The organism is Halomonas sp. DP1Y21-3, assembly GCF_019801245.1.
GTDB lineage: Bacteria > Pseudomonadota > Gammaproteobacteria > Pseudomonadales > Halomonadaceae > Halomonas > Halomonas litopenaei.
The window spans coordinates 501,892-525,736 of sequence record NZ_JAHVJM010000002.1; the positions used below are offsets into that span (position 1 = coordinate 501,892).

A 23,845-nucleotide genomic window follows, 5' to 3' on the forward strand; every position below is an offset into this window, starting at 1 on the left:
CCTCGGCGAGTCACGCCGCACGTCAAGCGGCTCCGTCTTCAAGGACTCAGCCATGTCGCTTCGCCAACTCTGTCAGATGGCCTCCCTGCTCGTCTTTGCCGGTCTGCCCCTGCTGCAGGGCTGCTCCGAGGGAGATCCGCCCCTGGCCAAGCAGGTCACCCGCCCGGTCAAGCTGCTCACCCTGGACGAGATGGGCAATCGGTCCCTGACTCGCTACCCCGGTGTGGTCGAGGCCTCCGAACGCACCGACCTGGCCTTTCGCATCGGCGGGGAACTCAAGGAGCTGAACATCCAGGCCGGCCAGGCGGTCACCAGTGGCGAGCGTATCGCCCTGCTCGACGACCGCGACGCCCGCAACGCCTTGTCCAACGCCCAGTCAAGCTACGACCTGGCGCTGGCGACCTACCGCCGCATGCAGATATCGCTGGAAAAAGGCGCCATCAGCCGCGCCGCCTTCGATGAAGCCCGGGCGGCCTTCCTGTCGGCCCAGGCCCAGTTCGACCTGGCCAAGGACCAGCTCGGCTACACCGAGCTCAAGGCGCCCTTCGACGGCGTCATCGCCAGCGTGCCGGTGGACAATTTCCAGGTGGTGGCCCCCCAGCAGACCATCGCAGTGCTGCAGCAGCCCGGCAATATCGACGTGACCTTCGACCTGCCCGAACAGCAGATCCGCCAGCTCGATCTGGAACGCGTGCGTGCCGCCCTCGAGAAGGCCGACAGCGTCGCCTGGGTGCGCTTCGGCGATGACGAGCGTCGTTTCCCCGCGCGCTACAAGGAGCACGATACCCGCGCCTCCAGCGGCACCCTCAGCTACACCGTCACCCTGACCCTGCCGACGCCGGACGACGTCTACGTGCTGGCCGGCATGAGCGCCGTGGTATCGATGGACCTCAACGCCCTGACCGGCGAAAGCGACGGCCTGTGGCGGGTGCCGCTGGGCACCGTGGTCACGCTAGAGGACGACCCCGAGGCCACGGTGGTGTGGCGCTATATCGCCGACGACGAAGCCTCGGGCAAGGTGGAAGCGGTACCGGTAGAGGTCCGCACCGCCAGCGACGACGGCATCTTCATCGCCGGCGATCTGGCGGCCGGCGATCGACTGGTCGGCGCCGGCGCCCATCTGATGCGCCAAGGTCTTCGCGTCACCGCCTGGACCCAGGAAGAGGGGCTCTAGGTCATGGTCGGCTATTTTCTGCGCAACAAGACCATCAGCTGGATGGTCACGATCCTGTTGTCGGTGGGCGGTATCGTCTCCTTTCTCGGCCTGGGGCAGCTGGAGTTTCCCGACTTCACCATCCGCATGGCGCTGGTCAGCACCGCCTACCCCGGCGCCAACCCGCAGCAGGTCGAGGAAGAGGTGACACTGCGCCTGGAAAAGGCGATCCAGGAGATTCCCAACCTCAAGCGGGTCAGCTCGGTGAACAGCGCCGGGCTCTCCCAGATCACCGTGGAGCTCGACACCGACGTCCAGGGCACTGCCCTGCCCCAGTACTGGGACCTGCTTCGGCGCAAGATCGGCGACGCCCAGGCGGGCCTGCCCCCCGGCACCTCGGAGTCGCTGGTGGTGGACGACTTCAGCGACGTCTACGGTCTGCTGTTCAACCTGTCCGGCGATGACTACAGCCTTTACGACCTGAAGAATCAGGCCGACTTCCTGCAGCGCGAACTGCGCCTGATCGAGGGCGTCAAGAAGGTGGTGATCGCCGGCGATCGCCCGGAGCAGGTGACCATCTCGCTCAACCGCGAGCGCATGCAGGCTCTGAACATTCCCCCGGATGCACTGATCGGCCTGCTCAACGCCCAGAACGCGGTAGCCGACGCCGGCAGCGTGCGTCGACACGGCAAGATCATCTCGCTGCAGCCCAGCGGTGAATTCAGAAGCGTCGAGGCGCTGGAGGACCTGATCGTCGGTCGCCCCGGCGCCAACCCGGTGCACCTGGGCGACATCGCCACGGTGACGCGCGCGCTCACCGACCGTCCCGGTCAGCTCTACCATGCCGACGGCAAGCCGGCGATCTCGCTTGGCCTGTCGTTCGTGTCCGGGGTCAACGTGGTCAAGGTCGGCGAGGCGGTGGACGCCCGCCTGGCCGAACTGGAATCCCGCCTGCCGCTGGGCATGCAGCTGACCCCGGTCTACCACCAGCCCCAGGTGGTCAAGGAGGCGGTGTCCGGCTTCGTCATCAACCTGATGGAGTCGGTGGGCATCGTCATCGTGGTGCTGCTGGTGTTCATGGGCCTGCGCTCCGGCCTTCTGATGGGGCTGATCCTGTCGATCACCATCCTCGGCACGCTGATGCTGATGGCCGCCCACGGCCTGCAGTTGCAGAAGGTCTCGTTGGGGGCCCTGATCATTGCCCTGGGCATGCTGGTGGACAACGCCATCGTGGTCACCGAGGGCATGCTGATCGGCCTTGGCAAGGGCAAGAGCAAGCTCGAGGCGGCCAAGGAGGTGGCCGGCCAGAACTGGCTGCCGCTGCTCGGCGCCACCGCCATCGCCATCACCGCCTTCGCCCCCATCGGCCTGTCGCCGGACGCCACCGGCGAACTGGTGGGCTCGCTGTTCTGGGTGCTGTTCTATTCGCTGCTGTTGAGCTGGATCACCGCCCTGACCCTGACCCCCTTCTTCTTCGACATCTTCTTCAAGGATCGTGAGATAGGCGACGGCGACAGTCACGAGGATCCCTACAAGGGAGTGATCTTCCAGCTGTTCGGCTGGCTGGTCGACAAGGGCATTCGCTTTCGCTGGCTGACCATCGCGGTCTGCGTGGGCCTGCTGGTCGGCGCCTTCGCGCTGTCCTCCAACATCAAGAACGCCTTCTTCCCGGATTCCACCACACCGCTGTTCTTCGTCGATGTGTGGATGCCGGAGGGCACCGACATTCTCGAGAGCGAGCGGGTGGCCTCGCGCCTGGAGGCCCAGGTGGCGACGATGGACCAGGTCACCCACGTGACCAGCGTGATCGGCGGCGGCGCCCAGCGCTTCACCCTGACCTACTCACCCGAGGACCGCTACGCGAGCTATAGCCAGCTGATCGTGGAGACCGAGGATCTCGACAGCCGAGCAAGCCGTATGGCCGAGATCATCACCCTGCTGCGCGATGACTATCCCGAGGTGCAGTACAAGGTCCAGGCGCTGCAGGTCGGTCCTGCGGCCAAGGCCAGCCTGGAGGCGCGCCTGTACGGCCCGGACCCGGACACCCTGCGCAAGCTCGCCACCGAGGTCAGCGAGGTGTTCCGCGCCGAGCCCTTCGTCGACAGCATCCGCCTGTCCTGGGGCAATCGGGTGGAGGAGCTGACGCCTGAGTTTCTCGAGCAGCAGGCGCGGCGCGTCGGCGTCACCCGCCAGGCGCTGCACCAGGCGTTGCTGATCCACAACGACGGCCAGATGGCCGGCGTCTACCGCGAGGGCTCCGACCTGATCCCCATCGTGCTGCGCGATGAACGGCAAGAGCGCTACGGCCTCAACGACATCGCCAGCCTCAACGTCTGGAGCGCCGAGCAGCAGACCTACATCAGCGCCGGCAGTGTGCTGGGGCCGCTCGAGACCCAGCTGCATGATCCGCTGATCAAGCGTCGCGACCGTCAGCGCATGCTCGCGGTCTACGCCGAGCCGCTACCGCTGTCCGGCGAGACGGCGGCCAACATCCTTGCGCGGCTCAAGCCCCAGATCGAGGCCATCGATCTCCCCGAGGGCTACCACCTGGGCTGGGGCGGCGAGGACGAGACCTCGCGTGACGCCAAGAAGGCGCTGTTCAAGTTGTTGCCGCTGGGCATCCTCGGCATGTTCATCCTGACCATGCTGCTGTTCGGCAACCTGCGCCAGTCGCTGGCGATCTGGGCCATCGTGCCCTTGACCGTGATCGGTATCGTCGGCGGTCTTCTGACCTTCAACGCCCCCTTCACCTTCATGGCGCTGCTCGGCACCCTGAGCCTGGTCGGCATGGTGCTCAAGAACGCCATCGTGCTGGTCGAGGAGATCAAGATTCAGATGCCGCTGTACGAGGCGCCCTTCGATGCGGTGATGGCCGCCGCCATCAGCCGGGTACGGCCGGTGTCCATGGCGGCGATCACCACCATGCTGGGCATGATCCCGCTGTTCGGCGACGCCTTCTTCGCCTCCATGGCGGTGGTCATCGTGTTCGGTCTGGGTGCGGCCACCCTGCTGACCCTGGTGATCCTGCCGGTGATCTACGCCACCCTGTTCCGCATCCATCCTCCGTCGCCAGTCAAGGGGCCTACCGGAACCTGCCCCCTATAGGAAGGTGACTGCAAGACAAGGCCCTCGCGGGCGATACCCGCGAGGGCCTTGTCGTTGGCTTGCGGCATAGGCCGCCGGCGCTCAATCGAAGCGCGGTGGGCGCCCGTCCAGGCGTGCCCGGGTCGCTTCTCGCTGCTCGCGCCCGGCCAGCAGGTTGCGCTGCAGTTCGGCCTCCATGGCCAAGCGTCCGCGCTCATCCAGGCGTGGCGCCTCTCGCCACAGCCGACGCGCCGCGGCCACCGCCTTGGGCGAGCGCCGGGCCATGGACACGGCGAGCTCCAGCGCCGCCTCGCGCGGGTCCTCGTCCAGCCGCGAGGCGAGCCCCAGCACCATGGCCTCGTCGCCGGCCAGATGACGGCCGGTCAGCATCAGATCCTGAATCACGTCCTGGCGCAGCGCGGCAGCGGTGACGCTGACCGCCATATCCGACATCAGCCCCCACTCGATCTCCGGCAGCGCCAGCGTCGCTTCCGGGTGGACGATACGCAGATCGGCACCCAGCGCCATCTGCAGGCCGGCGCCAAAGACGTGACCATGCAGCGCCGCTACCACCGGCGCCCCCAGGTCACGCCAGCCAAGCGCCAGGCGCTGGGCCGGATTGACCCCACTGGCGTCCGGCGTCAGCAGCCAGGCCACGCGCTCGGGGCTTGCCACCACCGAGGCCACGTCCAGTCCCGAGCAGAAGCTCTCGCCCTCGCCGGTAAGCACCACGGCGCGCAGGCCCACCCGCTCGCCGAGCCAACGCTGAACCTCGAGCAGGGCGTCGATCATCGGCGGATCCATGGCGTTGTGGCGATCGGGCCGCTCGAGATGTACCCGTGCCACATGGTCGATCAGGGAGACGCTCAAGCGGTCATGAAAACTGCGCTGGGTGGATGAGGACATGGAAGCTCCGTCGATAAGGTGGCCGGTCAGGTGATCGATAAAGAGGCGAAACTGCGAAAGCGGGAACTTCAACTTGGCACCTGACGCCGCTCGATACAACACCTGGCTAGCTCCTGGATACGACAACGCCGCCCGCAGGCGGCGTTGTCGTGGGTCTGGAGGGACTGGAGGGACTGGAGGATCAGCCCAGCCACACCCGGGCATTGCGGAACAGCCTGAGCCAGGCGCCGTCCTGGCTCCACTCGGCCGGCCGCCAGGAGTTGGTGACGGCACGCACCACCCGCTCCGGGTGGGGCATCATGATCGTCACCCGGCCATCCGGCGTGGTCAGGCCGGTGATACCGGAGGGCGAGCCGTTGGGGTTGGCCGGATAGCGGGTGGTGCACTGGCCGTGGTTGTCGATATAGCGCAGGGCCACCTGGCCCGAGCCCTGCATGCTGCGCAGGTGGGCGCTATCGCGAAACTCGGCGCGGCCCTCGCCATGGGCCACGGCGATGGGTAGGCGCGAGCCTTCCATGCCGGCCAGCAGGATTGACGGGGTCTTCTCCACCTGCACCATGGCCACTCGGGCCTCGAACTGCTCGGACTCGTTACGCACGAAGCGCGGCCAGTTCTCGGCGCCGGGGATCAGCTCCTTGAGCTGGGACAGCATCTGGCAGCCGTTGCACACGCCGAGTGCGAAGCTATCTTCGCGCGCGAAGAAGTCGGCGAACTGCTCGCGGGCACGGGGGTTGAACAGCACCGACTTGGCCCAGCCACCGCCGGCGCCGAGCACGTCACCGTAGGAGAAGCCACCGCAGGCGGCCAGCCCCTTGAACTCGTCGAGACCGACACGTCCCTCGAGCAGGTCGCTCATGTGCACGTCGACCGCCTCGAAGCCGGCCTTGTCGAAGGCCCAGGCCATCTCCAGGTGACCATTGACGCCCTGCTCGCGCAGGATGGCGGCACGCGGACGTGCGCTGTTGACGAAGGGCGCGCTGATGTCCTCGTCGACGTCGAAGGTCGGGCTGGCACTCAGGCCCGGGTCACGGGTGTCGAGCAGGTTGTCGAACTCGTTCTTGGCGCACTCGGGGTTGTCGCGCAGGGCCTGCAGGCGGTAGCTGGTCTCGCTCCAGGTGCGCTGGGTCAGCTGCCGGGTGGTCTCCAGCAACGGCTCCTCGAACAGGGTCACGCGGATCTGGTCGTCGTAGCGCGGACGGGCGATGACGCCGCAGGTCTCGATACCGGCGGCGGCGAACTGGGCCAGCACCTCTTCGGTGTGCTCACGGCTGACCTGGATGACCGCCCCCAACTCCTCGCTGAACAGCGCGTCCACCGCCTCGGCGGCCTCGTCGATCAACCAGTCGAGCTTGATCTCGAGCCCGGCGCGGCCGGCGAAGGCCATCTCCAACAGGGTGACGATCAGGCCACCGTCGCTGCGGTCGTGGTAGGCCAGCAGTCGACCGTCGGCATTGAGCCCCTGGATGACGCTGAAGAACGCCTTGAGGTCCTCGGCGTCGTCCAGGTCCGGGCAGTCGTTGCCGACCTGACCGTAGACCTGGGCCAGGGCGGAGCCGCCCAGACGATTCTTGCCGGCGCCCAGGTCGATCAGCAGCAGGTCGCTCTCGTCCTGGTCGAGGCGAATCTGCGGGGTCAGCGTCTTCATGGCGTCGGTGACCGGAGCGAAGCCGGTGATCGCCAGGGTCAGCGGCGAGGTCACCGCCTTCTGCTCACCGTCCTGCTCCCAGGCGGTGCGCATGGACATGGAGTCCTTGCCCACCGGCACCGCGATGCCCAGCGCCGGGCACAGCTCCATGCCGACGGCGTGCACGGCGTCATACAGCGCCTGGTTCTCGCCTTCATGGTCCGCCGCGCTCATCCAGTTGGCCGACATCTTGATGTCGCCAAGCTGGGCGATCGGGGCAGCGGCCAGGTTGGTGATCGACTCGGCCACCGCCAGGCGTGCGCTGGCGGCGGGGTCGATCAGCGCCACCGGCGAGCGCTCGCCCATGGCCATGGCCTCACCGGCGTGGGTATCGAAGCTTGCCGTGGTCACCGCCACGTCGGCCACCGGCACCTGCCAGGGACCGACCATCTGGTCACGCGCGACCTGGCCGGTGATCGAGCGGTCGCCGATGGTGATCAGGAAGCTCTTGGAGGCCACGGTGGGCAGACGCAGCACCCGATCCAGCGCCTCGCGCAGGTCCAGGTTGTCGAGCATCACACCGGGCAGCTCCAGCGGCGCACGCTCAAACTCACGCTGCATCTTGGGTGGCTTGCCGAACAGCACGCTCATCGGCAGGTCCACTGGACGGGTGTCGAAGTGGCCGTCCACCACCGCCAGGTGGTGCTCTGCGGTGGCCTCGCCGACCACCGCGTAAGGGCAGCGTTCGCGCCGGCACAGGGCGTCGAAGGTCTCGAGATCCGCAGGTGCCACCGCCAGCACGTAGCGCTCCTGGGCCTCGTTGCACCAGATCTCCAGCGGGCTCATGCCGGGCTCGGCGTTGGGCACCTCGCGCAGGCTGAACAGACCACCACGATCGCCGTCCTTGACCAGTTCCGGCAAGGCGTTGGACAGACCACCGGCGCCTACGTCATGGATAAAGCAGATGGGGTTGTCGTCACCCAGCGCCCAGCAGCGGTCGATGACCTCCTGGGCACGCCGCTCGATCTCGGGGTTGTCGCGCTGAACAGAAGCGAAGTCGAGATCGAAGCTCGACGAGCCGGAGGCCATCGACGACGCTGCACCGCCGCCGAGCCCGATCAACATCGCCGGGCCACCCATCACGATCAGCTTGCCGCCCACCGGGATCTCGCCCTTGGCCACGTGCTGCTCGCGGATGTTGCCGTAGCCGCCGGCTATCATGATCGGCTTGTGGTAGCCGCGACGCTCGATGCCGCTGGCACCGAGGGCGTCCTGCTCGTAGGTACGGAAGTAGCCGGTGAGGTTGGGACGGCCAAATTCGTTGTTGAAGGCGGCGCCGCCGATGGGGCCCTCGAGCATGATCTCCAGGGCGTTGACGATGCGCTCGGGCTTGCCGTAGTCGAACGCCTCCCAGGGCTGCACGAACTCGGGGATACGCAGGTTGGACACGGTAAAGCCGGTCAGCCCCGCCTTGGGCTTGCCGCCGATGCCGGTGGCGCCTTCGTCGCGGATCTCGCCGCCGGCACCGGTCGCCGCGCCGGGATGCGGTGCGATGGCGGTCGGGTGGTTGTGGGTCTCGACCTTGGTCAGGATGTGGATCGGTTCCACCTCACCGCCGTAGCTGGCGCGCTCACCGTCACGACCGGTCAGCGGGGTGGCGAAGAAGCGACGCGCCTCGCTGCCCTTGATCACCGCAGCGTTGTCGCTGTAGGCCGACAGGATGCCGTCCGGTGAGGCCTCAAAGGTGTTCTTGATCATCTTGAACAGCGAGTGGCTCTGGGCCTCGCCGTCGATGACCCAGTCGGCGTTGAAGATCTTGTGGCGGCAGTGCTCGGAGTTGGCCTGGGCGAACATCATCAGCTCGACGTCGCTGGGGTTGCGGCCCAGCTCGACAAACGCCTCGACCAGGTAGTCGATCTCGTCCTCGGCCAGGGCAAGCCCCAGCTCGCGATTGGCGACCTCAAGCGCAGTACGGCCACCCTCGAGCACGCCCACCTGGCCCAGCGGCGCCGGCTCATGGTGGGCGAACAGGGTGGCGGCGTCGGAGCTGTCTCGCAGCACCGTCTCGGTCATGCGGTCATGCAGGCCGGCGACGATGGCGTCGAAGTGGGCTTCCTTCAGCGTACCGCGCACCTTGATGCGATAGAGGATGCCGCGCTCCAGGCGGTTGATCTGGGTCAAACCGCAGTTGTGGGCAATGTCGGTAGCCTTGGATGACCAGGGAGACTGGGTGCCGATACGTGGCACCACCAGCAACGCAAGCCCCTCCACATCGCTATCCTGCTGTGCCGGCCCGTAGTCGAGCAGGCGCTCGAGCAGGCTCAGTTCGGTGGCATCGAGCTCCCGCTCCAGATCGGCAAAGTGCACATACTCGGCGTGCAGCGCCTCGATCTCGGGGACGGACACACGCAGTTGAGCCAGCAGCTTGGCGTGACGGAAGGTGGACAGGGCGGGCGCTCCGCGCAGTTCGAGCATATCCAGGAGCCTCTGAAGATCAGCGATAAAAGAAGGGGGCCGCGGCGGGCGAGACGGCATATGATACTGGAAACCGACGGGTGCGAGAAATCGATGCGGATGACAGCGCCCCGTGGGCTGGGTAAGGTGGGCGCTCCACCATGAGCGATTTTGCCCCGATGAAGGACGGTTTCCGTCATGCGCGGCGCCTGCGCATCCTTGCCGCGAGTGGCCTGGGCCTGCTGTGCGCGCTCTGGCCAACACCGCCCGGCCCCTCCTCAAGCGCCGCCCTGGAGCGAGTACTGGCACGTGATTTCATCACCGTGCACACCCGCAATACCCCCTTTACCTACTACGAGGGGCGCCAGGGACCTACCGGCTTCGAGTACGAACTGATGCGTCGCTTCGCCGACCGCCTCGGGGTCAGCCTGAACCTGAGCGATGACCACCATGTGCAGAGCGTGCTCGACGCGGTGCGCCACCAGGGCGACCTCGGTGCGGCCGCCCTGCCGCTGGATCCGCTGGCGGAAGGCCTGGTGTTTTCGCGCCCGATCCTGTCGATGCAGCCGATGGTGGTGTATCGCCGAGGACTGCAGCCGCCCAAGGCGCTCGATGACCTCAAGGACTGGAACATCGGCATCGCCAAGGGCACCGGCATCAGCCGCGTCATGCACGAATTGCAGCGCGAGCACCCTCGCCTCAGCTGGAAGGAAGCGGAAGACCTGGAGATCGCCTCGCTGCTCAGGCGCATCGAGGATGGCGAGCTGGACGCCGCGGTGGTGTACGCCCACCAGTTCCGCCTCAATCGTCTGTTCTTCCCCGAAGTGGAAGACGGCTTCGACATCGGCGAGCCGGTGACCATGGCCTGGGCCTTCTCCGGGAAAGACGGTCTGGCGCTGATCGAACGCGCCAATACGTTCTTCGACGAGCTTCGCGCAGACGGTGAACTCGACCGCCTCACCGCCCGCTACTTCGGTCATGACGACTATCTCGAGTACGTTGGCGCCCGGGTCTTCATCAACCACGTCAACAAGCGCCTGCCCCGCTTTGATGCCCTGTTTCGAGAGGCCGCCCGCGCGCAGCACTTCGACTGGAAGCTGCTGGCAGCGGTGGGTTATCAAGAGTCCCACTGGGACCCGGAGGCGACGTCGCCCACCGGGGTGCGTGGGCTGATGATGCTGACCAACGCCACCGCCGAGGAAGTCGGAGTATCGAACCGGCTGGACCCGGCCCAGAGCATCGAGGGCGGCGCACGCTATCTGCGCAGCGTCGAACAGCGATTGCCCGAGTCGATCACCGGTGAGGACCGCCTCTACATGGCGCTCGCGGCCTACAACGTGGGCCTCGGCCATCTGTATGACGCCCGTGACATCGCCCGGATGCGGGGTGGCAACCCGGATCTGTGGCGTGATGTGCGTGAGGCGCTGCCCCTGTTGCAGGAAAGCCAGTGGCACAGCAAGACACGCCACGGCTACGCAAGGGGTGGCGAACCGGTCATCTATGTGCAGAATATTCGCCGCTATCTCGAGATCCTCGACTACGTCGATCGCAGCCAGCAGCAGTTCCACCAGCTGAATGCCCGCCTGCCCGATCAAGCCGACGCCGAGATCTTCGAACTCGTGCCCCCCATGCCCTAGGACACCTTGCCTTCATGTCTCGAATTGCCCTGTCCATGACGCTGCTGGTCATCCTGCTGGCCACGGCAGGACTGATCGTCGATCCCTCGATGATCCAGGATCAGAGCCACAGCGCCAGCTGGACCCTGCTGCTGCTGACCGGCATCGGCCAGGCGATGTGGTACTGGCGTGGGGTGAGGATGTCGGTCGTGTGTCTGTTGCCGGTGCTGGCGATCCTGCTGCTGGGCCTAGCCAGCTACCTGCTGCCCGAAGCCCTGATCTCTTACGTCACGCTCGACCAATGGGCATCGTGGCTACCCGGGGTCCAGGGCCTCGACGATCTTCGACCGCCCTTGATGGAGCTGCTCATCCTGCTGGCGCTGACTGGCGGGCTGCTGGGACGCACCCGGGCGAGCCTGGCCGCCCCGCTGCTGCAGGCGCTGGCGGCGCTGTTACTGGTCACCGAAGCGCTGCTGGTGATCACCGACGAGATCCGCTCGCCGCAGAACCTGGCAGGCACCCCCGCCAGCATGCTGTTGCTGGCGCTGTTGCTGGTCGCCCAGTTCGTCGGCGTGGTCTCGGGGTGGCGCCACACCCGGATCAGCATCCTGCGCAGCCTGATTCCCTCGCTCGCCCTGGTGCTGGTCAGTCTGTTCGTCTGGAACCAGCAACGTGTGTACGTGGACCAGCAGCTTCAAGACGAGCTGCAGGGCGAATCGGATCGTCTGGCGACTCAGCTTGGCGCCGAGATAACGGCCCACCTGGAGGCAGTGAGACGTTTCGCCAGCTTCTGGAGCCTGCTGGAAGAGGCCCCCAGCGCCGAAGAGTGGGAGCGCCAGGCCGCCTTTTACCACCAGGACTTCAGCTACTTTCTCAACATCGCCTATATCGAAGCCGACGGTACCATCCGCCTTGTCCACCCACGCGATGACAGCAACCGGGCGATCATCGGCATCAATGCACTAGACGTGGACCGCCCCTACGTCGACGCACTGGCGAAGGCACTTTCCGACAACCAGGAGGGCCACACCGGCGTCGTGCCACTGCTGCAGGGGATGCCCGGCATGATCTACTACCTGCCGATCACCTCCCCCGACCAGCAGCGCGTCACCGGCGCTGCGGCCATGGTGCTCAGCCTCCCGGTGCTGGCCGACAAGCTCTACGCCGAGACCCTGCTGGACCGTGAGCATATCCGCATGCGCTTTGCCGTGGACGGTGACACCATCCGCGACTGGCCGACCAGCGAGTCGCCAGGCCCATGGACCACGCTGAGCCTGCTTGCCCTCGACGAACAAGAACTGACCGTCGCCTTGAACGCCTCCACCGGCTACCTGCTGGGTCTGCGTTCGCGCCAGCCGGTGGCCAGTCTCAGCATCGGGCTGCTGCTGGCTTACCTGCTGTACATGGTGGTATTCGGCCACCACCGCATGTCGGTACAACACTCGTCGATGTACCGCTCCAACGAGGAGCTGCGCCGAGAGGTCCGCCATCGTACCGAACTGCAGCGTGAGGTGGAGTGGCTTGCCGGCCACGACGAGCTGACGCTGCTGCCCAACCGCCGCCTGTTCATGTCGACGTTGCGAGAACAGCAGGAGTGCCGCCCGCTGAGCGTTCTTCTGTGTGACATCGATCACTTCAAGAGCATCAATGACCAGCTCGGCCACCAGGCGGGGGACGAGGCGCTTCGTCGCTTCGCCCGAGTGGGACGCCTGGCGATGCCCGAAGGGGTGGTGCTGGCCCGTTACGGCGGCGAGGAATTCGTGGCCCTGCTGACCGGGGTGGCCGCGGACGAGGCCGTCGAGATCGCCGAATCCCTGCGCCAGAGCGTGATGAACTGCGGCGTTGAGCATGCCGATGGGCGCCCCATGACGGTGAGCATCGGCATCGCCAGCCACGGCGCCGGCGACCTGATCGCCGAAGACCTGCTCCATCGCGCGGACCTGGCACTTTATCGAGCCAAGCGACAGGGGCGTAATCGCATCGAGGCGTGCACGTCACCCGCCTGAGCTCGGCCTCGCGCGAATCTGGCGCGCGGCCTCAACACCCGGCGCCAACCAGACACCCACCTGCCCCTTCGATGTCCTTGATCTACATCAGGAAAGGCTCGGTTCCGCGCCCACTTGGCCGCATTTTCCAGCACAATCCCCCGAACGTCTATTCTTCTCGCTGATCGGTTCGGCGAAATATTTCGCTGACCACAACGCCCAACAACCGCCAGCTCCTCGCCTGAAAAGTGGGTACATGCTACGTCTCAGAATCCCGCTGACACTGTTGTCCCTGGCACTGTACATTGCGGGGCTCTGCGCCAGCCTCGCCGGGACTACCGCCTCGACCACCTTGCCCACCCTGGTCCTGGGCGGCTTGATCGGTCTTGCTCAACTGGCCTGGTATCGCCAGCGGCTGGGCTTGAGTCTGACGCTGGTGGTGGCGGTGTTGGCCGCTCTGCTGATCGGCGTGGCCGGCGAAACCCTGCCCCAGGGCTGGCTGTCTCTGGCGACTTTCGATCCACCGGCGCCGCTCGATACTGGCCACCCACGCCTTTCCTGGCAGTGGCCGGGGTTGGCCGACAGCCTGCTGCTGGCGTGCCTGGCCTTGAGTCTTGCCCTGCGCACCCGTGCCAGCCTGGGCACCCCCTTGCTGCACGCCATCGCCGTCCTGCTGTGGGGGACCCTGGCCTACCAGGTGACATCACCCGAGGCCTTGCCACCACTGACCCCACCCGCGGGGCCCTGGGCGCTGGCGGGCAGCGGGCTGCTGTTGCTGACCCAGTTCCTGGCGGTGGTGACCGGCTGGCGCCATAACCAGGCGAGCCTGTTGCGCGCCCTGGGCCCCGGTCTTCTTATTGCCACGGCAACGGTTCTGCTGTGGTGCCAGCAGGACAGCGAGGCCAATCGACAGCTATTCGAACGTGCCCAGCGGGAGACCGATCGCCTGTCGGCAACGATGACAGACCGCATCGACGACACCCTTCGAGCCATGCATCGCTTCCATCTGGTCTGGGAGATCGATCAACGCCTGCCCTCGGCATCGATGTGGCGCCACGAAGCCCAGAGCTTTATGAACGACTTCCCGGAACTGCCCCTGCTGGCCCTGATCGATCCCTCCGGACGGGTCGAGCACCTCTATCCCGACGACAACTGGCACCAGGCCTACCCGGGCATGCGCTTGCTGGATGGAGCCCTCGACCAGCCACTGATGGAAGTGCTGCAGCAGAGCTTTCACCAGCGCGACGCGGTGTCATCGGATATCCTGCCACTGCCCGATGGAGGCTGGGGCATCATCCACTTTCTGCCGATACACACGGTGGATGGTGATAGGCTGCTGGGTTCGGTCGCCATGGTCTTCAGCCTCGACGCCTTAGCTTCCAATCTCCTGCCCGCGCTCGCCGATATACCGGACGCCATGACGCTGACATTGAAAGACGGCGACAGCACCCTATGGCGGGTACCGACGTCAGCGGCTAATTCGCCCTGGAGGCTCGTCAGCGACGTTCGTCTGCTGTCCCATACCCTGAGCCTGGAGCTCAGCCCCAACCGCCGTTTGCTGGAGCACCTGAAGCTGCACTATCCGAGTTCAACGCTGTGCACCGGCCTGATCATGGCTCTGCTGCTCTACCTGCTGTTGTTCAGCCGCCATCGGCAGCGCCAGCAGCACCGCCAGATTGCCGATACCAATCTCGAACTACGCCGAGAGATGCGGCGTCGTTCACGCCTGCAGAAAAACATCGAATGGCTGGCAGGACACGACGACCTCACGGGCCTGGCCAATCGACGCACCTTTCTCGCCAGCCTGCCGACGAACGCCGGACAGAACCCTCTCAGTCTGCTGTTATGTGACCTCGACCATTTCAAGCGCATCAACGACCAACAAGGCCATCAAGCCGGAGACCAGGCACTCAAGCGCTTCGCCGCCTGCGCGCAGAAACTGCTTCCACAGGGTGGCGTGCTGGCCCGCTACGGCGGCGAGGAATTCGTGGTCTATCTGCCACAGGGCGATATCGCCTGGGTACATGCCTGGGCAGAACACCTGAGGCGAGAGGTGCAGGCCTGCGGCGTACAACACGAAGACGGCAGTCCCATGACGGTATGTATCGGCCTGATCACCCAGACCGACGGCCCCGTTGTGCCAAGGGACTTGCTGCATCGAGCGGATATGGCGCTGTATCGTGCCAAGCGGCTGGGCCGCAATCGGGTGGAGATCGCCGAGGCGAAGCCCGCTGCCGAGCCCAGCGAGGCCACAGAGCCCAGCGGTCTGTTGCACTCCTGACTCAGGTCAATCCCACTGGCGCGAGGCGGCGCACTTCTTCCTGAGCCTCGTTCAGCGCCTGGGTAAGCTGGTCGTAGCGCGGCCAGTCAGGCCGCGAGCCGCCAGGGTTGGAACGCCTGAATGTGGTACACCTCGACACCCGTTGTTCGTCACTACCGGCTATTGAGCCAAGGGCTGACCCTGCTCGCCCTGGTGCTGGCAGTCGCCTCCCTCACCGTGCTCGATACGCGGGTAGCGTCTCTGCCAGCGAATCAGACGACCCTGGCGCTGGCCCTTATCGTAGCCATCGGTCAATGGCGATGGACACGCAAGGGGGTCTTCACCAGTGCCCTGGTGCTATGGCCACTGTGTCTGTGCCTGGTCACTCTGCTATTCGGCACCTGTGCACCGGAAGACTGGCTGTCACTGGAGCGCCTGTCCGAACCCTTCCGTTGGCTGACAACACCTTCGACTCTGCTGGACTGGCGCCCGCCGCTGGTCGAACTGGTCGTGCTGACGCTGCTGACCCTGGGGATACTGGCGCGCACGCGCTCGAGCCTGGGCGTCCCCTTGCTCCACATGTCCTGCTTGCTGCTGTTGCTGCTGGACCAGACACCACTGCATCACTGGTTGCCTTCAGCGGCACTGCTGCACGCCCACTCGCTCACCGTCACCGCCGTCCTCGGCCTGTTGCTGGCCGGCCAGTGGGTGGGCGTGGTAAGCGGCTGGCGTCCCACCCGCGACAGCCTCAGGCGTGGGCTTTGGCCTTCGACACTTCTGGTCGTGATGACCCTGGCACTTTGGCAGTACCTGGAGATTCAGGCCGATGGCGAACTGCAATATCTAGGACAGCGCGAAGGCCGTGCCATGGAGGAACGCCTGGCTAGCGAATTCAATGACTTTCGACACTCCCTGCAACATTTGCAGGTTTTCCTCGAACAATCGCCGCTCCCGCCCTCTACCGAACGCTGGCAGCACCTGACGCGACCTCTTCGCGACCTCTTCCCCTACCTTGCGACGCTGCGCTACGTCGAAGTGACCGGCGGCAATGTGCGAAGCCCCGCGACCACAGTCGTCCCCAGGCCCACTGATATGCCTCAACCTGCCGCGGTGCTCCCCCCGGAGGCCCAGATCACTACCCTCGCCATCGACGCTCCTGCACCGACGATGAAGATCACGCTCTCGCTACCGATTCGCCGTCCCGGTGGAAAGCTGCTCGGGCACTTGGCAGCGACCTTGTCACTGTCAGCCATGGCCGAGAATATGTATACGCATCCCCCCTCGGGGGCGGGGAGCCTGCAGGTCCGACTTACCTACCACAACCGTCTGATCAAGGAATGGCCCATGGAGGGGCATCCGGCCCCGTGGACAGTATCTGTTCCCCTCGACGCCATTCCCCTGCATCGACCCGACAATAAGGCGGTGACAGTCGACACAGCCTATCTACCGCTCGAGCTGACCTTGCGCCCCGATACCCGATTGCTGACGCGCCTGCGCAGCCGTCTTCCGGCTGTCACCCTGATGCTGGGTCTGCTGTTCAGCCAGTTCCTCTATCTGACATTGTTCAGCCAGCACCAGATGGCCTCCCAGCATCGTGCGCTTGCACGCTCCAACGGAGACCTTCGCCGCGAGGTCCGCACTCGCCATCGCCTGCAGCAGCAACTCAGCTGGCTCGCCGACCACGACGAACTCACCGGTCTGCCGAACCGACGTCACCTTCAGGCCACCGCCCAGACCTGGCGGGCGCGCTTGCCCCTTAGCGTTATTCTTGTCGACATCGACCACTTCAAGCGCATCAACGACTGCCTCGGCCATGCCGAAGGCGACAGAGTGCTCAAGGCGGTAGGTCGACTTGCACAGGAGACCCTGGGGGATGACGGCCTGCTGGGGCGCTACGGCGGGGAAGAGTTTCTGGTGATCATTCCCGAAGGACGGCTAGCCGAAGCCAGCGCTGTGGCCGAGCGTCTGCGGCGTGCCGTCCGACAGGCACCGCTGGCTCATCACGACGGCACGCCACTGACCATCAGCCTGGGGGTGGCATGCCAGGACCAGGCACCGCTAGATCTGGCACGCCTGATACAGCAGGCGGACCAGGCGCTCTATACAGCGAAGCACCAGGGACGCGACCGGGTCGAGCTTTTCGTGGATACCGTCGACGGCGCATCGGACCTGGACACACCGCCCTTCACCGCCTGAACGAGGCTCGACGCCTATAACGGGAGTCTTGAGTACCCTGGTCTGCACCGCCGACGTTGCCTCAGTGCTTTGCGCTTCGGCAAAGGCTCATCGGCGCTCGGCAAAAAACGTCTTGAGCAGGCGAGAGGCTCGGCTCGCCAGCACCCCACCTTCGACCTCCACCTGGTGGAAGTGCCAGGGCTGGGCGAACAGGTTGGCTCGGGACTCGACCATGCCGGAACGAGGCTCCGCGGCACCGTAGACCAGACGCCGGATCCTGGCGTGGATGATGGCCCCGGAGCACATCATGCAGGGTTCCAGCGTCACGTACAGCGTGCAGCCCTCGAGCCGATAGTTCGACAGGCTCACCCCGGCGTCCCTGAGCGCCTGAACCTCGGCATGGGCGCTGGGATCATGGCTCGCCACGGGGCCATTGGCGCCGCGTCCGATGATCTCTCCGGCCGCGTCCACCACCACCGCACCGACCGGCACCTCTCCTGCCTGGGCCGCCCGCTCGGCCAGTTCCAGCGCTCGATGCATGTAAAATTCGTCACTGCGCAAGGTGTTGCACTCCCGTACACTGAGCCCAGGCAAATGCTGAACCATTGTCGCGGGCACGGCAATCGCCACCGTGTCACCGCCATCGACTAGCCGGGCTACCCCGGCGCAAGGAGGATACGCGAATGTCGGACGCCTTGAAGGGTCTGGTAGACCTGCTGGGCCTGGAAATGCTGGAAGAGAACCTGTTTCGTGGACGCAGCCAGGACCTGGGGCTTCCCCAGCTGTTCGGCGGCCAGGTACTGGGCCAGGCGCTGTCGGCAGCCACCCAGACCGTCGCGGCGGAGCGTCAGGTGCACTCGCTGCACGGCTACTTCCTGCGTCCCGGCGACGCCGCCATGCCGGTGGTCTATCAGGTCGACCGCGTTCGTGACGGAGGCAGCTTCACCACCCGCCGCATCACCGCGATCCAGAAGGGCCGTCCGATCTTCTTCTGCAGCGCTTCCTTCCATGGCCAGGAACACAGCCTGAGCCACCAGGCCAGCATGCCCGCCCTCGAGGCAACAGAGCCCGGCGACAGCGACGAGATCCTGCGCTTCCCCGGCCACCCGATCGAATTTCGCCATGTGGAAGACACCGCCGAGGACGGCGCGCCCGCACGCAAGCGGTTGTGGTTCCGGCTCAATGGCGAGCTGCCCGATGACCCCGCTCTGCATCGCTACCTGCTCGCCTACAGCTCGGATTTCAACCTGCTGACCACCGCCCTGGTGCCCCATGGCATCCGTTTCGGCGACCCCAAGCTGCAGATCGCCAGCCTCGACCACTCGCTGTGGTTTCACCAGGACGTGGCCGTCAACGACTGGCTGCTGTACGACATGGACAGCCCTTGGGCCGGCGGCGCCAGAGGCCTGGCTCGTGGCAGCATCTACAATCGAAAAGGCGAACTGGTGGCCTCCAGCGCCCAGGAAGGCCTGACACGCCTGAGGGAGCCCCGGGACTAGCGCACGGGAGGCCATCAGGGACGCCTGGAAACCCCGCTAGCCGGGCTGGCGGTAGGCCCGGTGTGATCGAGAAGGTGGTGTCAAGCCGGTGTAGCTCAGCAGGTAGAGCAACGCATTCGTAATGCGTGGGTCGGAGGTTCGAGGCCGTGATGCCCGGTGGTCCGCCCGAATGTCACCCGGTCAGCATGGCCAGATAGTCCTTGAGCACCACGGCGTTGTTGTGGGTCTCATCCTTCGAGGAAAACACCAGGGTTACCTTGTGCTGCTGGCTGCGCTCGGCCAGGGGTCTGAGCGTTTCCCTCTGCTCCTTCAGCTCAGCCAGATAGCGCTGACGAAACTCGCCCCAGCCCAGTGCTTCGCTGTGAAAGGCCTTGCGCAGGTCATCACTGGGAGCGGCCTCCTTGATCCATTCATCGATACGCGCCTCGTCCTTGGCGATCCCCCGCGGCCAGAGCCTGTCCACCAGCACCCGATAGCCGTCGTTGTCGGCGGGCGCATCGTAGGCCCGCTTGAGCTGAATCGTCATCGTGCCTCCACGTCCGAGAATGTGCTCCATCCTTAACAGACGCATGGCCCGGCCGTCACCCCGTGTGGCTTTGGCAGTCGCAGCCGATGCCGATGCCGATGCCGATGCCGATGCCGATGCCAATGAGACAATCAGACCAGGCGCCAGCGTCCGACTATTCGAGGCGTTCGAGAATGGTGCAGGAGCAATCCCGCTCCCCCACCTCGTCGATCAGTACCCGATAGCGCGGCAGACGTATGTCGTCACCGTCACCTTCGACCAGGGCCGAGGTATCGATGATCTCGGCGGTGTTACCCGAGGACAACTGGTCCTCGGCTACCATGACCAGATCACGGGCAATCAGCAGGGTGTCGCCAATGTGCATGGGGGCTTCCTCTTGATGGCTCTTTTCTCTTGATGGGGAGCGGCCACGCCCAAGGGCGAAGCCATCTACCGACATTGGCTGGCGCCTGATCATCCCAGTGCTGGCGTGCGCTCGCGCGCCGCCAGGTGCTCGGGCCGTGGGGACTTGGCGCCGAAGGGAGTGACCAGGCGGTTGTCGACGCTGTTGTAGACGAAGAACAGGTTGGAGCGCGGCCACGGTGACAGGTTGCTGTTGGACGCATGCAGCGCGTTGCAGTCGAACAGCAGAATCGACCCGGCCGGCCCCTTGGGTGCCTCGATGCCCTGCTGTTCGATGATCGGCCCCAGCTGCTCCCGGGTCGGTACACCGATGTGCTGCGCCTTGAGCGAGGTCTCCCAGTTCTGGTCCGGGGTGCGTCCCACGGTGGGGACAAACTGGCGATGGGACCCCGGCACCAGCATCAGCGGTCCGTTGAACTCGCCGTTGTCGGTGAGCATCAGCGAGACACTCAGCGCGCGCATGCCGGGCATGCCGTCTTCTGCGTGCCAGGTCTCGAAGTCCGAGTGCCAGTCGAAGCCACTGCCCTGGAAGCCGGCCTTGTCGTTGATCCGCGACTGGTGCACGTAGACACCGCCCCCGAGCAGCTGCTCGACGATCTTCAGAAGCCGCGGCGAGCGGGTCAGGCGATCGAAGCGCTCGGACAATTCGTGCATGCCGAACACCGAACGAATGGCGCCAGAGACAGGATCGGTGATGACCTTGTCGCTGCCGGTCAGCTCGGGATCGCGCTCCATGGCGCTTAGCTCATCGAAGAAGGGCTCAATGTCGTCGGCCTCGAAGAAGCTGTCGAACCAGAGAAAGCCACGTTCTTCGAATGCGGCCAGCTCCTGCTCGTCGAGCGGCCCGGCCTGGCGCTGCTCGGGCGTCGCATGGACGACCGGGCAATGGCGGGCGATATTGCCCATTGGCGCGTCGAGGCGTGTGGGATAGCCATCATCCGAACGGATCGACAGTTGGTTGGGTGCGTAAGTCATGACTCCGCCTCCGTAACGATTCCAGAATGGATCGCCGTGACCGGAGACGCTGTGCCTTGACCGACCTCGGCGATGGACCCCCATCCTGGGCCTGTATCTACCGCGCCGACATAACCTGAGTTAACGTAAACCCCTAATACGCATTCTCCATCGAGCCTGTCGTGCAAGGAGCCTTGCCGTGTCGAACCGGGACAGCTGCATCGTCAAGCATTTTCGCCACTATCACCCGCTCAGCGATGGCGATCGCCAGCTGCTGGGCGCGCTCGAGAAGTCACCGCTGGAGGTCAAGGCCGGCGATAGCCTTTGGGAGGAACGCGATCCTGCCCAGGACTTCTTCACCCTGAGCCAGGGCTGGGCCTTCTCCTACCGGCAGCTGGAAGACGGCGCGCGCCAGATCCTGGAGGTCTACCTCCCTGGCGACGTGATCGGGCTACGCGAATACGCCTTTCATCAGCGTCTTACCGGCGTCCAGATGATCGAGGACGGCACCATCTGCCGCTTCCCCCACGCCCGTCTGACCGACATCTTTCAACAGTCGACCACCCTGACCTCGATCCTCTTCGCCATGGCCAGCCGCCAGCAGGTGCTGCTGACCGAGCGCCTGGTCAATCTGTCGCGACGCAGCGCCAGACAGAAGCTGGCTCACTTCATCATGGAAATGTACGAGCGCCTGGCCAAGACCGCCGGCCGCCAGGAAGACCACAGCATCCGTCTGCCACTGTCCCAGGAAATGCTGGCCGACGTGCTGGGGCTGAGTCCTGTGCACGTCAGTCGCACCTTCAGCGCACTCGACGAGGAGGGCCTGCTGCACCGAAACCGTCATCGTCTGCTGCTGCCTGATCCGGCCGCCCTGGCCGATGCCGGCCAGTTCGACGAACGCTACCTGGCCGACAGCGTATTCGCGGCCAACGACGCGGTGGGCTAGGGCTTGTCTTAAAAGTGCCTGCGCTCGGTAATACGGCGTTAAAAATCGGATCAAAATGCTCATTTACACCCCGTAAACTGCGCTTTCTCACCGATTTTTGCCTTGTCTAACCTTCGCTCGTCGACTTTTCGGACAGCGCCTAGGACTGGTCCACCACCGGGGAATCACCAGCCGCTGCATGCAATTTCGACCAAAAGTCTAACTTCGCCCAGCTATAAAGCCCTCTACTCTTACGATTGTATGCAATGTAAGAGATTTCCTCGTGACTCCGACCACCCCGCTCGAAGCCAGCGGTGCCCGCACGGCCACCGCCCAGGTCCATGAAGCCATCAAGCAACGCATCCTCGACGGCGCCTATCGACCGCTCGAATTCGTGCGTGAGGCGGCGGTTGCCCGGGAACTCGAGGTTAGCCGTACCCCGGTCCGCGAGGCACTGCGGGAGCTGGTCTCCGAGGGCTGGCTCGAGGCCATCCCCCATCAGGGCGCCAGGGTGGCCGAGTGGACCGAAAAGGACGCCCGTGAAGTGTTCGAACTGCGCCTGGTACTCGAACCCATGGCGGTCGGACTCGCCTGCCGACACATCGACGCTGACACCCTCGCCCATCTGGATGACCTGGCCTCGCGCATGGAGGCCCTGACCGAGAGCCCCCTCGATGGTGCGGGCCACAGCGAGCTGGCCTCGCTCAACCACGAGTTTCACCGCCTGTTGATCCAGGCCAGCGACAACCAGCGTCTGGCCCAGATCCTCGAGAGCGTGGTGCGTACCTCGATCATCCGACGTAATTTCGCCAGCTACGACCGCTCGGCGCTCAAGCGCAGCATGCAGCACCACCGCGAGATGCTGATCGCCATCGGCGCCGGCAACGCCGCCTGGGCGGAGAACGTGATGCGCGCCCATCTGCTGGCCGCGCGGGTACTGCACGTGACCGTCGACACCTCGACCGCGACCTCATCGCCCCCGTGATCCTCCCGACGCGGCCCTTTTTGCGTTTCACCCTTCATCTTCCACCCTCGACCTCTGACCACGGACCTCCAACATGAACGAGCTTATCGCCTCACTCCCGCTGGACGACCTCAAGGTGCTCGAACTCGGCCAGCTTATCGCCGGGCCCACCTGCGGCCAGGTACTGGCCGACTTCGGCGCCCAGGTGGTCAAGATCGAGCCACCGGGCAAGGGCGACGCCATGCGCCAATGGGGCCAGACCGACGAGAGCGGCGAACCGTTGTGGTGGAACGTGATCGCCCGCAACAAGCAATCGCTGACCCTCGACCTGCGCAAGCCCGAGGGCCAGGACCTGCTGCGGCGACTGGCGGCCAAGGCCGACGTGCTGATCGAAAACTTCCGCCCCGGCACCATGGAGCGCTGGGGCCTGGACTACCAGAGCCTATCGGCCGACAACCCGGGGCTGATCATGGTGCGGGTCACCGGCTTCGGCCAGGACGGCCCCTACGCGTCGCGTGCCGGCTTCGCGGCGGTGTGCGAAGCCATGGGCGGGCTGCGCTACATCAGCGGCTACCCGGACCGCCCCCCGGTCAGGGTGGGGATTTCGCTGGGCGACACCCTGGCCGGGGTCCAGGGCGCCATGGGCGCGTTGCTGGCGCTGCACCAGCGCGAGAAGACCGGGCGTGGCCAGGTGGTGGACAGTGCCATCTTCGAGGCCGTGATGGCGATGATGGAGAGCCTGATCCCCGACTACGCCCGGGCCGGCAAGATCCGTGAGCGCGCAGGCAGCTTCCTGCCCAAGATCGCGCCGTCCAACGCCTATCCCGCCAGGGACGGCCGGGACGTCATCATCGGCGCCAATCAGGACACCGTCTTCCGCCGGCTGTGCGAGGCCATGGGTCAGCCCACCCTGGCCGATCATCCGGACTATGCCGACCATCGCGCGCGAGGCGAGAACCAGCAGGCCATCGACGAGCTGATCGCCGCCTGGACCGCCCACCACGATGCCCAGCATATCGTCGACCTGCTGGCCGACGCCGGTGTCCCGGCGGGCCTGGTGTACACCGCCAAGGACATGCTCGAAGACGAACACATCAAGGAGCGCGGCTCCATCGTCGAGGTGCCGGACCGCCACGGCAAGCCGCTGCCGATGCAGAACGTCTTTCCGCGGCTGTCGCAGACGCCTGGCAAGGTACGCCAGGTCGGTCCGGCCCTGGGCGAACACACCGAAGCGGTGCTCGGCGACTGGCTGGAACTCGACCACAACAGCATCGATGCCCTGCGCAAGGACAGCGTGATCTAGCTCCGCCAACCAGCG

At 65.5% G+C, this 23,845-nt stretch carries 16 protein-coding genes; 10 read left to right on the forward strand and 6 right to left on the reverse strand.

What is annotated here, in order from left to right; all coding sequences use genetic code 11:
- The first annotated feature begins 52 nt into the window (after window positions 1-52).
- Window positions 53-1,174 (forward strand): efflux RND transporter periplasmic adaptor subunit, encoded by a 1,122-nt coding sequence (locus KUV74_RS07425; RefSeq protein WP_222516018.1) that lies wholly within the window; start codon window positions 53-55, stop codon window positions 1,172-1,174.
- Between the two features lie 3 nt (window positions 1,175-1,177).
- Complete coding sequence (locus tag KUV74_RS07430; RefSeq protein WP_124803362.1) at window positions 1,178-4,258, forward strand: efflux RND transporter permease subunit; 3,081 nt, start codon at window positions 1,178-1,180, stop codon at window positions 4,256-4,258.
- Window positions 4,259-4,339: 81 nt separating this feature from the next.
- Here the strand turns inward: KUV74_RS07430 and KUV74_RS07435 are convergent, their stop codons facing one another.
- The gene (locus tag KUV74_RS07435) at window positions 4,340-5,143 is read right to left on the reverse strand and encodes a crotonase/enoyl-CoA hydratase family protein (RefSeq protein WP_045992008.1); all 804 of its coding nucleotides are present in this window, start codon (window positions 5,141-5,143) and stop codon (window positions 4,340-4,342) included.
- A 181-nt stretch (window positions 5,144-5,324) separates the two neighbouring features.
- On the reverse strand, window positions 5,325-9,242 hold the full coding sequence (gene purL, locus KUV74_RS07440) for a phosphoribosylformylglycinamidine synthase (protein WP_124803364.1): 3,918 nt from the start codon (window positions 9,240-9,242) through the stop codon (window positions 5,325-5,327).
- A 140-nt stretch (window positions 9,243-9,382) separates the two neighbouring features.
- On the opposite strand from purL, the gene mltF reads away from it, so the two are divergent.
- From mltF to KUV74_RS07460, 4 genes are all read left to right on the forward strand, one after another.
- A complete protein-coding gene (gene mltF, locus KUV74_RS07445; RefSeq protein ID WP_260425299.1) occupies window positions 9,383-10,858 on the forward strand; it encodes a membrane-bound lytic murein transglycosylase MltF in 1,476 nt (491 codons plus the stop codon).
- 14 nt (window positions 10,859-10,872) lie between these two features.
- A complete protein-coding gene (locus KUV74_RS07450; protein WP_222516019.1) occupies window positions 10,873-12,843 on the forward strand; it encodes a sensor domain-containing diguanylate cyclase in 1,971 nt (656 codons plus the stop codon).
- Window positions 12,844-13,078: 235 nt separating this feature from the next.
- Complete coding sequence (locus tag KUV74_RS07455) at window positions 13,079-15,103, forward strand: sensor domain-containing diguanylate cyclase (RefSeq protein WP_222516020.1); 2,025 nt, start codon at window positions 13,079-13,081, stop codon at window positions 15,101-15,103.
- A 120-nt stretch (window positions 15,104-15,223) separates the two neighbouring features.
- Window positions 15,224-17,278 (forward strand): GGDEF domain-containing protein, encoded by a 2,055-nt coding sequence (locus KUV74_RS07460; protein WP_222516021.1) that lies wholly within the window; start codon window positions 15,224-15,226, stop codon window positions 17,276-17,278.
- Between the two features lie 87 nt (window positions 17,279-17,365).
- On the opposite strand, the gene tadA is transcribed toward KUV74_RS07460, so the two are convergent.
- Complete coding sequence (gene tadA, locus KUV74_RS07465) at window positions 17,366-17,818, reverse strand: tRNA adenosine(34) deaminase TadA (RefSeq protein WP_045991988.1); 453 nt, start codon at window positions 17,816-17,818, stop codon at window positions 17,366-17,368.
- A gap of 122 nt (window positions 17,819-17,940) precedes the next feature.
- On the opposite strand from tadA, the gene KUV74_RS07470 reads away from it, so the two are divergent.
- Window positions 17,941-18,756: an acyl-CoA thioesterase gene (locus KUV74_RS07470; protein ID WP_108132364.1), complete on the forward strand. Its 816-nt coding sequence runs from the start codon at window positions 17,941-17,943 to the stop codon at window positions 18,754-18,756.
- A 172-nt stretch (window positions 18,757-18,928) separates the two neighbouring features.
- Here KUV74_RS07470 and KUV74_RS07475 read toward each other — a convergent pair whose 3' ends face one another.
- From KUV74_RS07475 to thpD, 3 genes are all read right to left on the reverse strand, one after another.
- A complete protein-coding gene (locus KUV74_RS07475; protein ID WP_045991984.1) occupies window positions 18,929-19,282 on the reverse strand; it encodes a DUF488 domain-containing protein in 354 nt (117 codons plus the stop codon).
- A 154-nt stretch (window positions 19,283-19,436) separates the two neighbouring features.
- Window positions 19,437-19,646: a hypothetical protein gene (locus KUV74_RS07480; protein ID WP_108132360.1), complete on the reverse strand. Its 210-nt coding sequence runs from the start codon at window positions 19,644-19,646 to the stop codon at window positions 19,437-19,439.
- 89 nt (window positions 19,647-19,735) lie between these two features.
- Window positions 19,736-20,659, reverse strand: coding sequence for an ectoine hydroxylase (gene thpD, locus KUV74_RS07485; RefSeq protein ID WP_108449962.1), 924 nt, complete (start codon window positions 20,657-20,659; stop codon window positions 19,736-19,738).
- A gap of 178 nt (window positions 20,660-20,837) precedes the next feature.
- Between thpD and KUV74_RS07490 the strand changes: the two genes are divergently transcribed.
- The 3 genes from KUV74_RS07490 (at window position 20,838) to KUV74_RS07500 (ending at window position 23,830) form a co-directional block, all read left to right on the forward strand.
- The gene (locus KUV74_RS07490) at window positions 20,838-21,584 is read left to right on the forward strand and encodes a Crp/Fnr family transcriptional regulator (RefSeq protein WP_045991981.1); all 747 of its coding nucleotides are present in this window, start codon (window positions 20,838-20,840) and stop codon (window positions 21,582-21,584) included.
- A gap of 262 nt (window positions 21,585-21,846) precedes the next feature.
- Window positions 21,847-22,548, forward strand: coding sequence for a GntR family transcriptional regulator (locus KUV74_RS20965; protein ID WP_108132359.1), 702 nt, complete (start codon window positions 21,847-21,849; stop codon window positions 22,546-22,548).
- A 73-nt stretch (window positions 22,549-22,621) separates the two neighbouring features.
- Window positions 22,622-23,830: a CaiB/BaiF CoA transferase family protein gene (locus KUV74_RS07500; RefSeq protein ID WP_108449960.1), complete on the forward strand. Its 1,209-nt coding sequence runs from the start codon at window positions 22,622-22,624 to the stop codon at window positions 23,828-23,830.
- Window positions 23,831-23,845 lie beyond the last annotated feature (15 nt).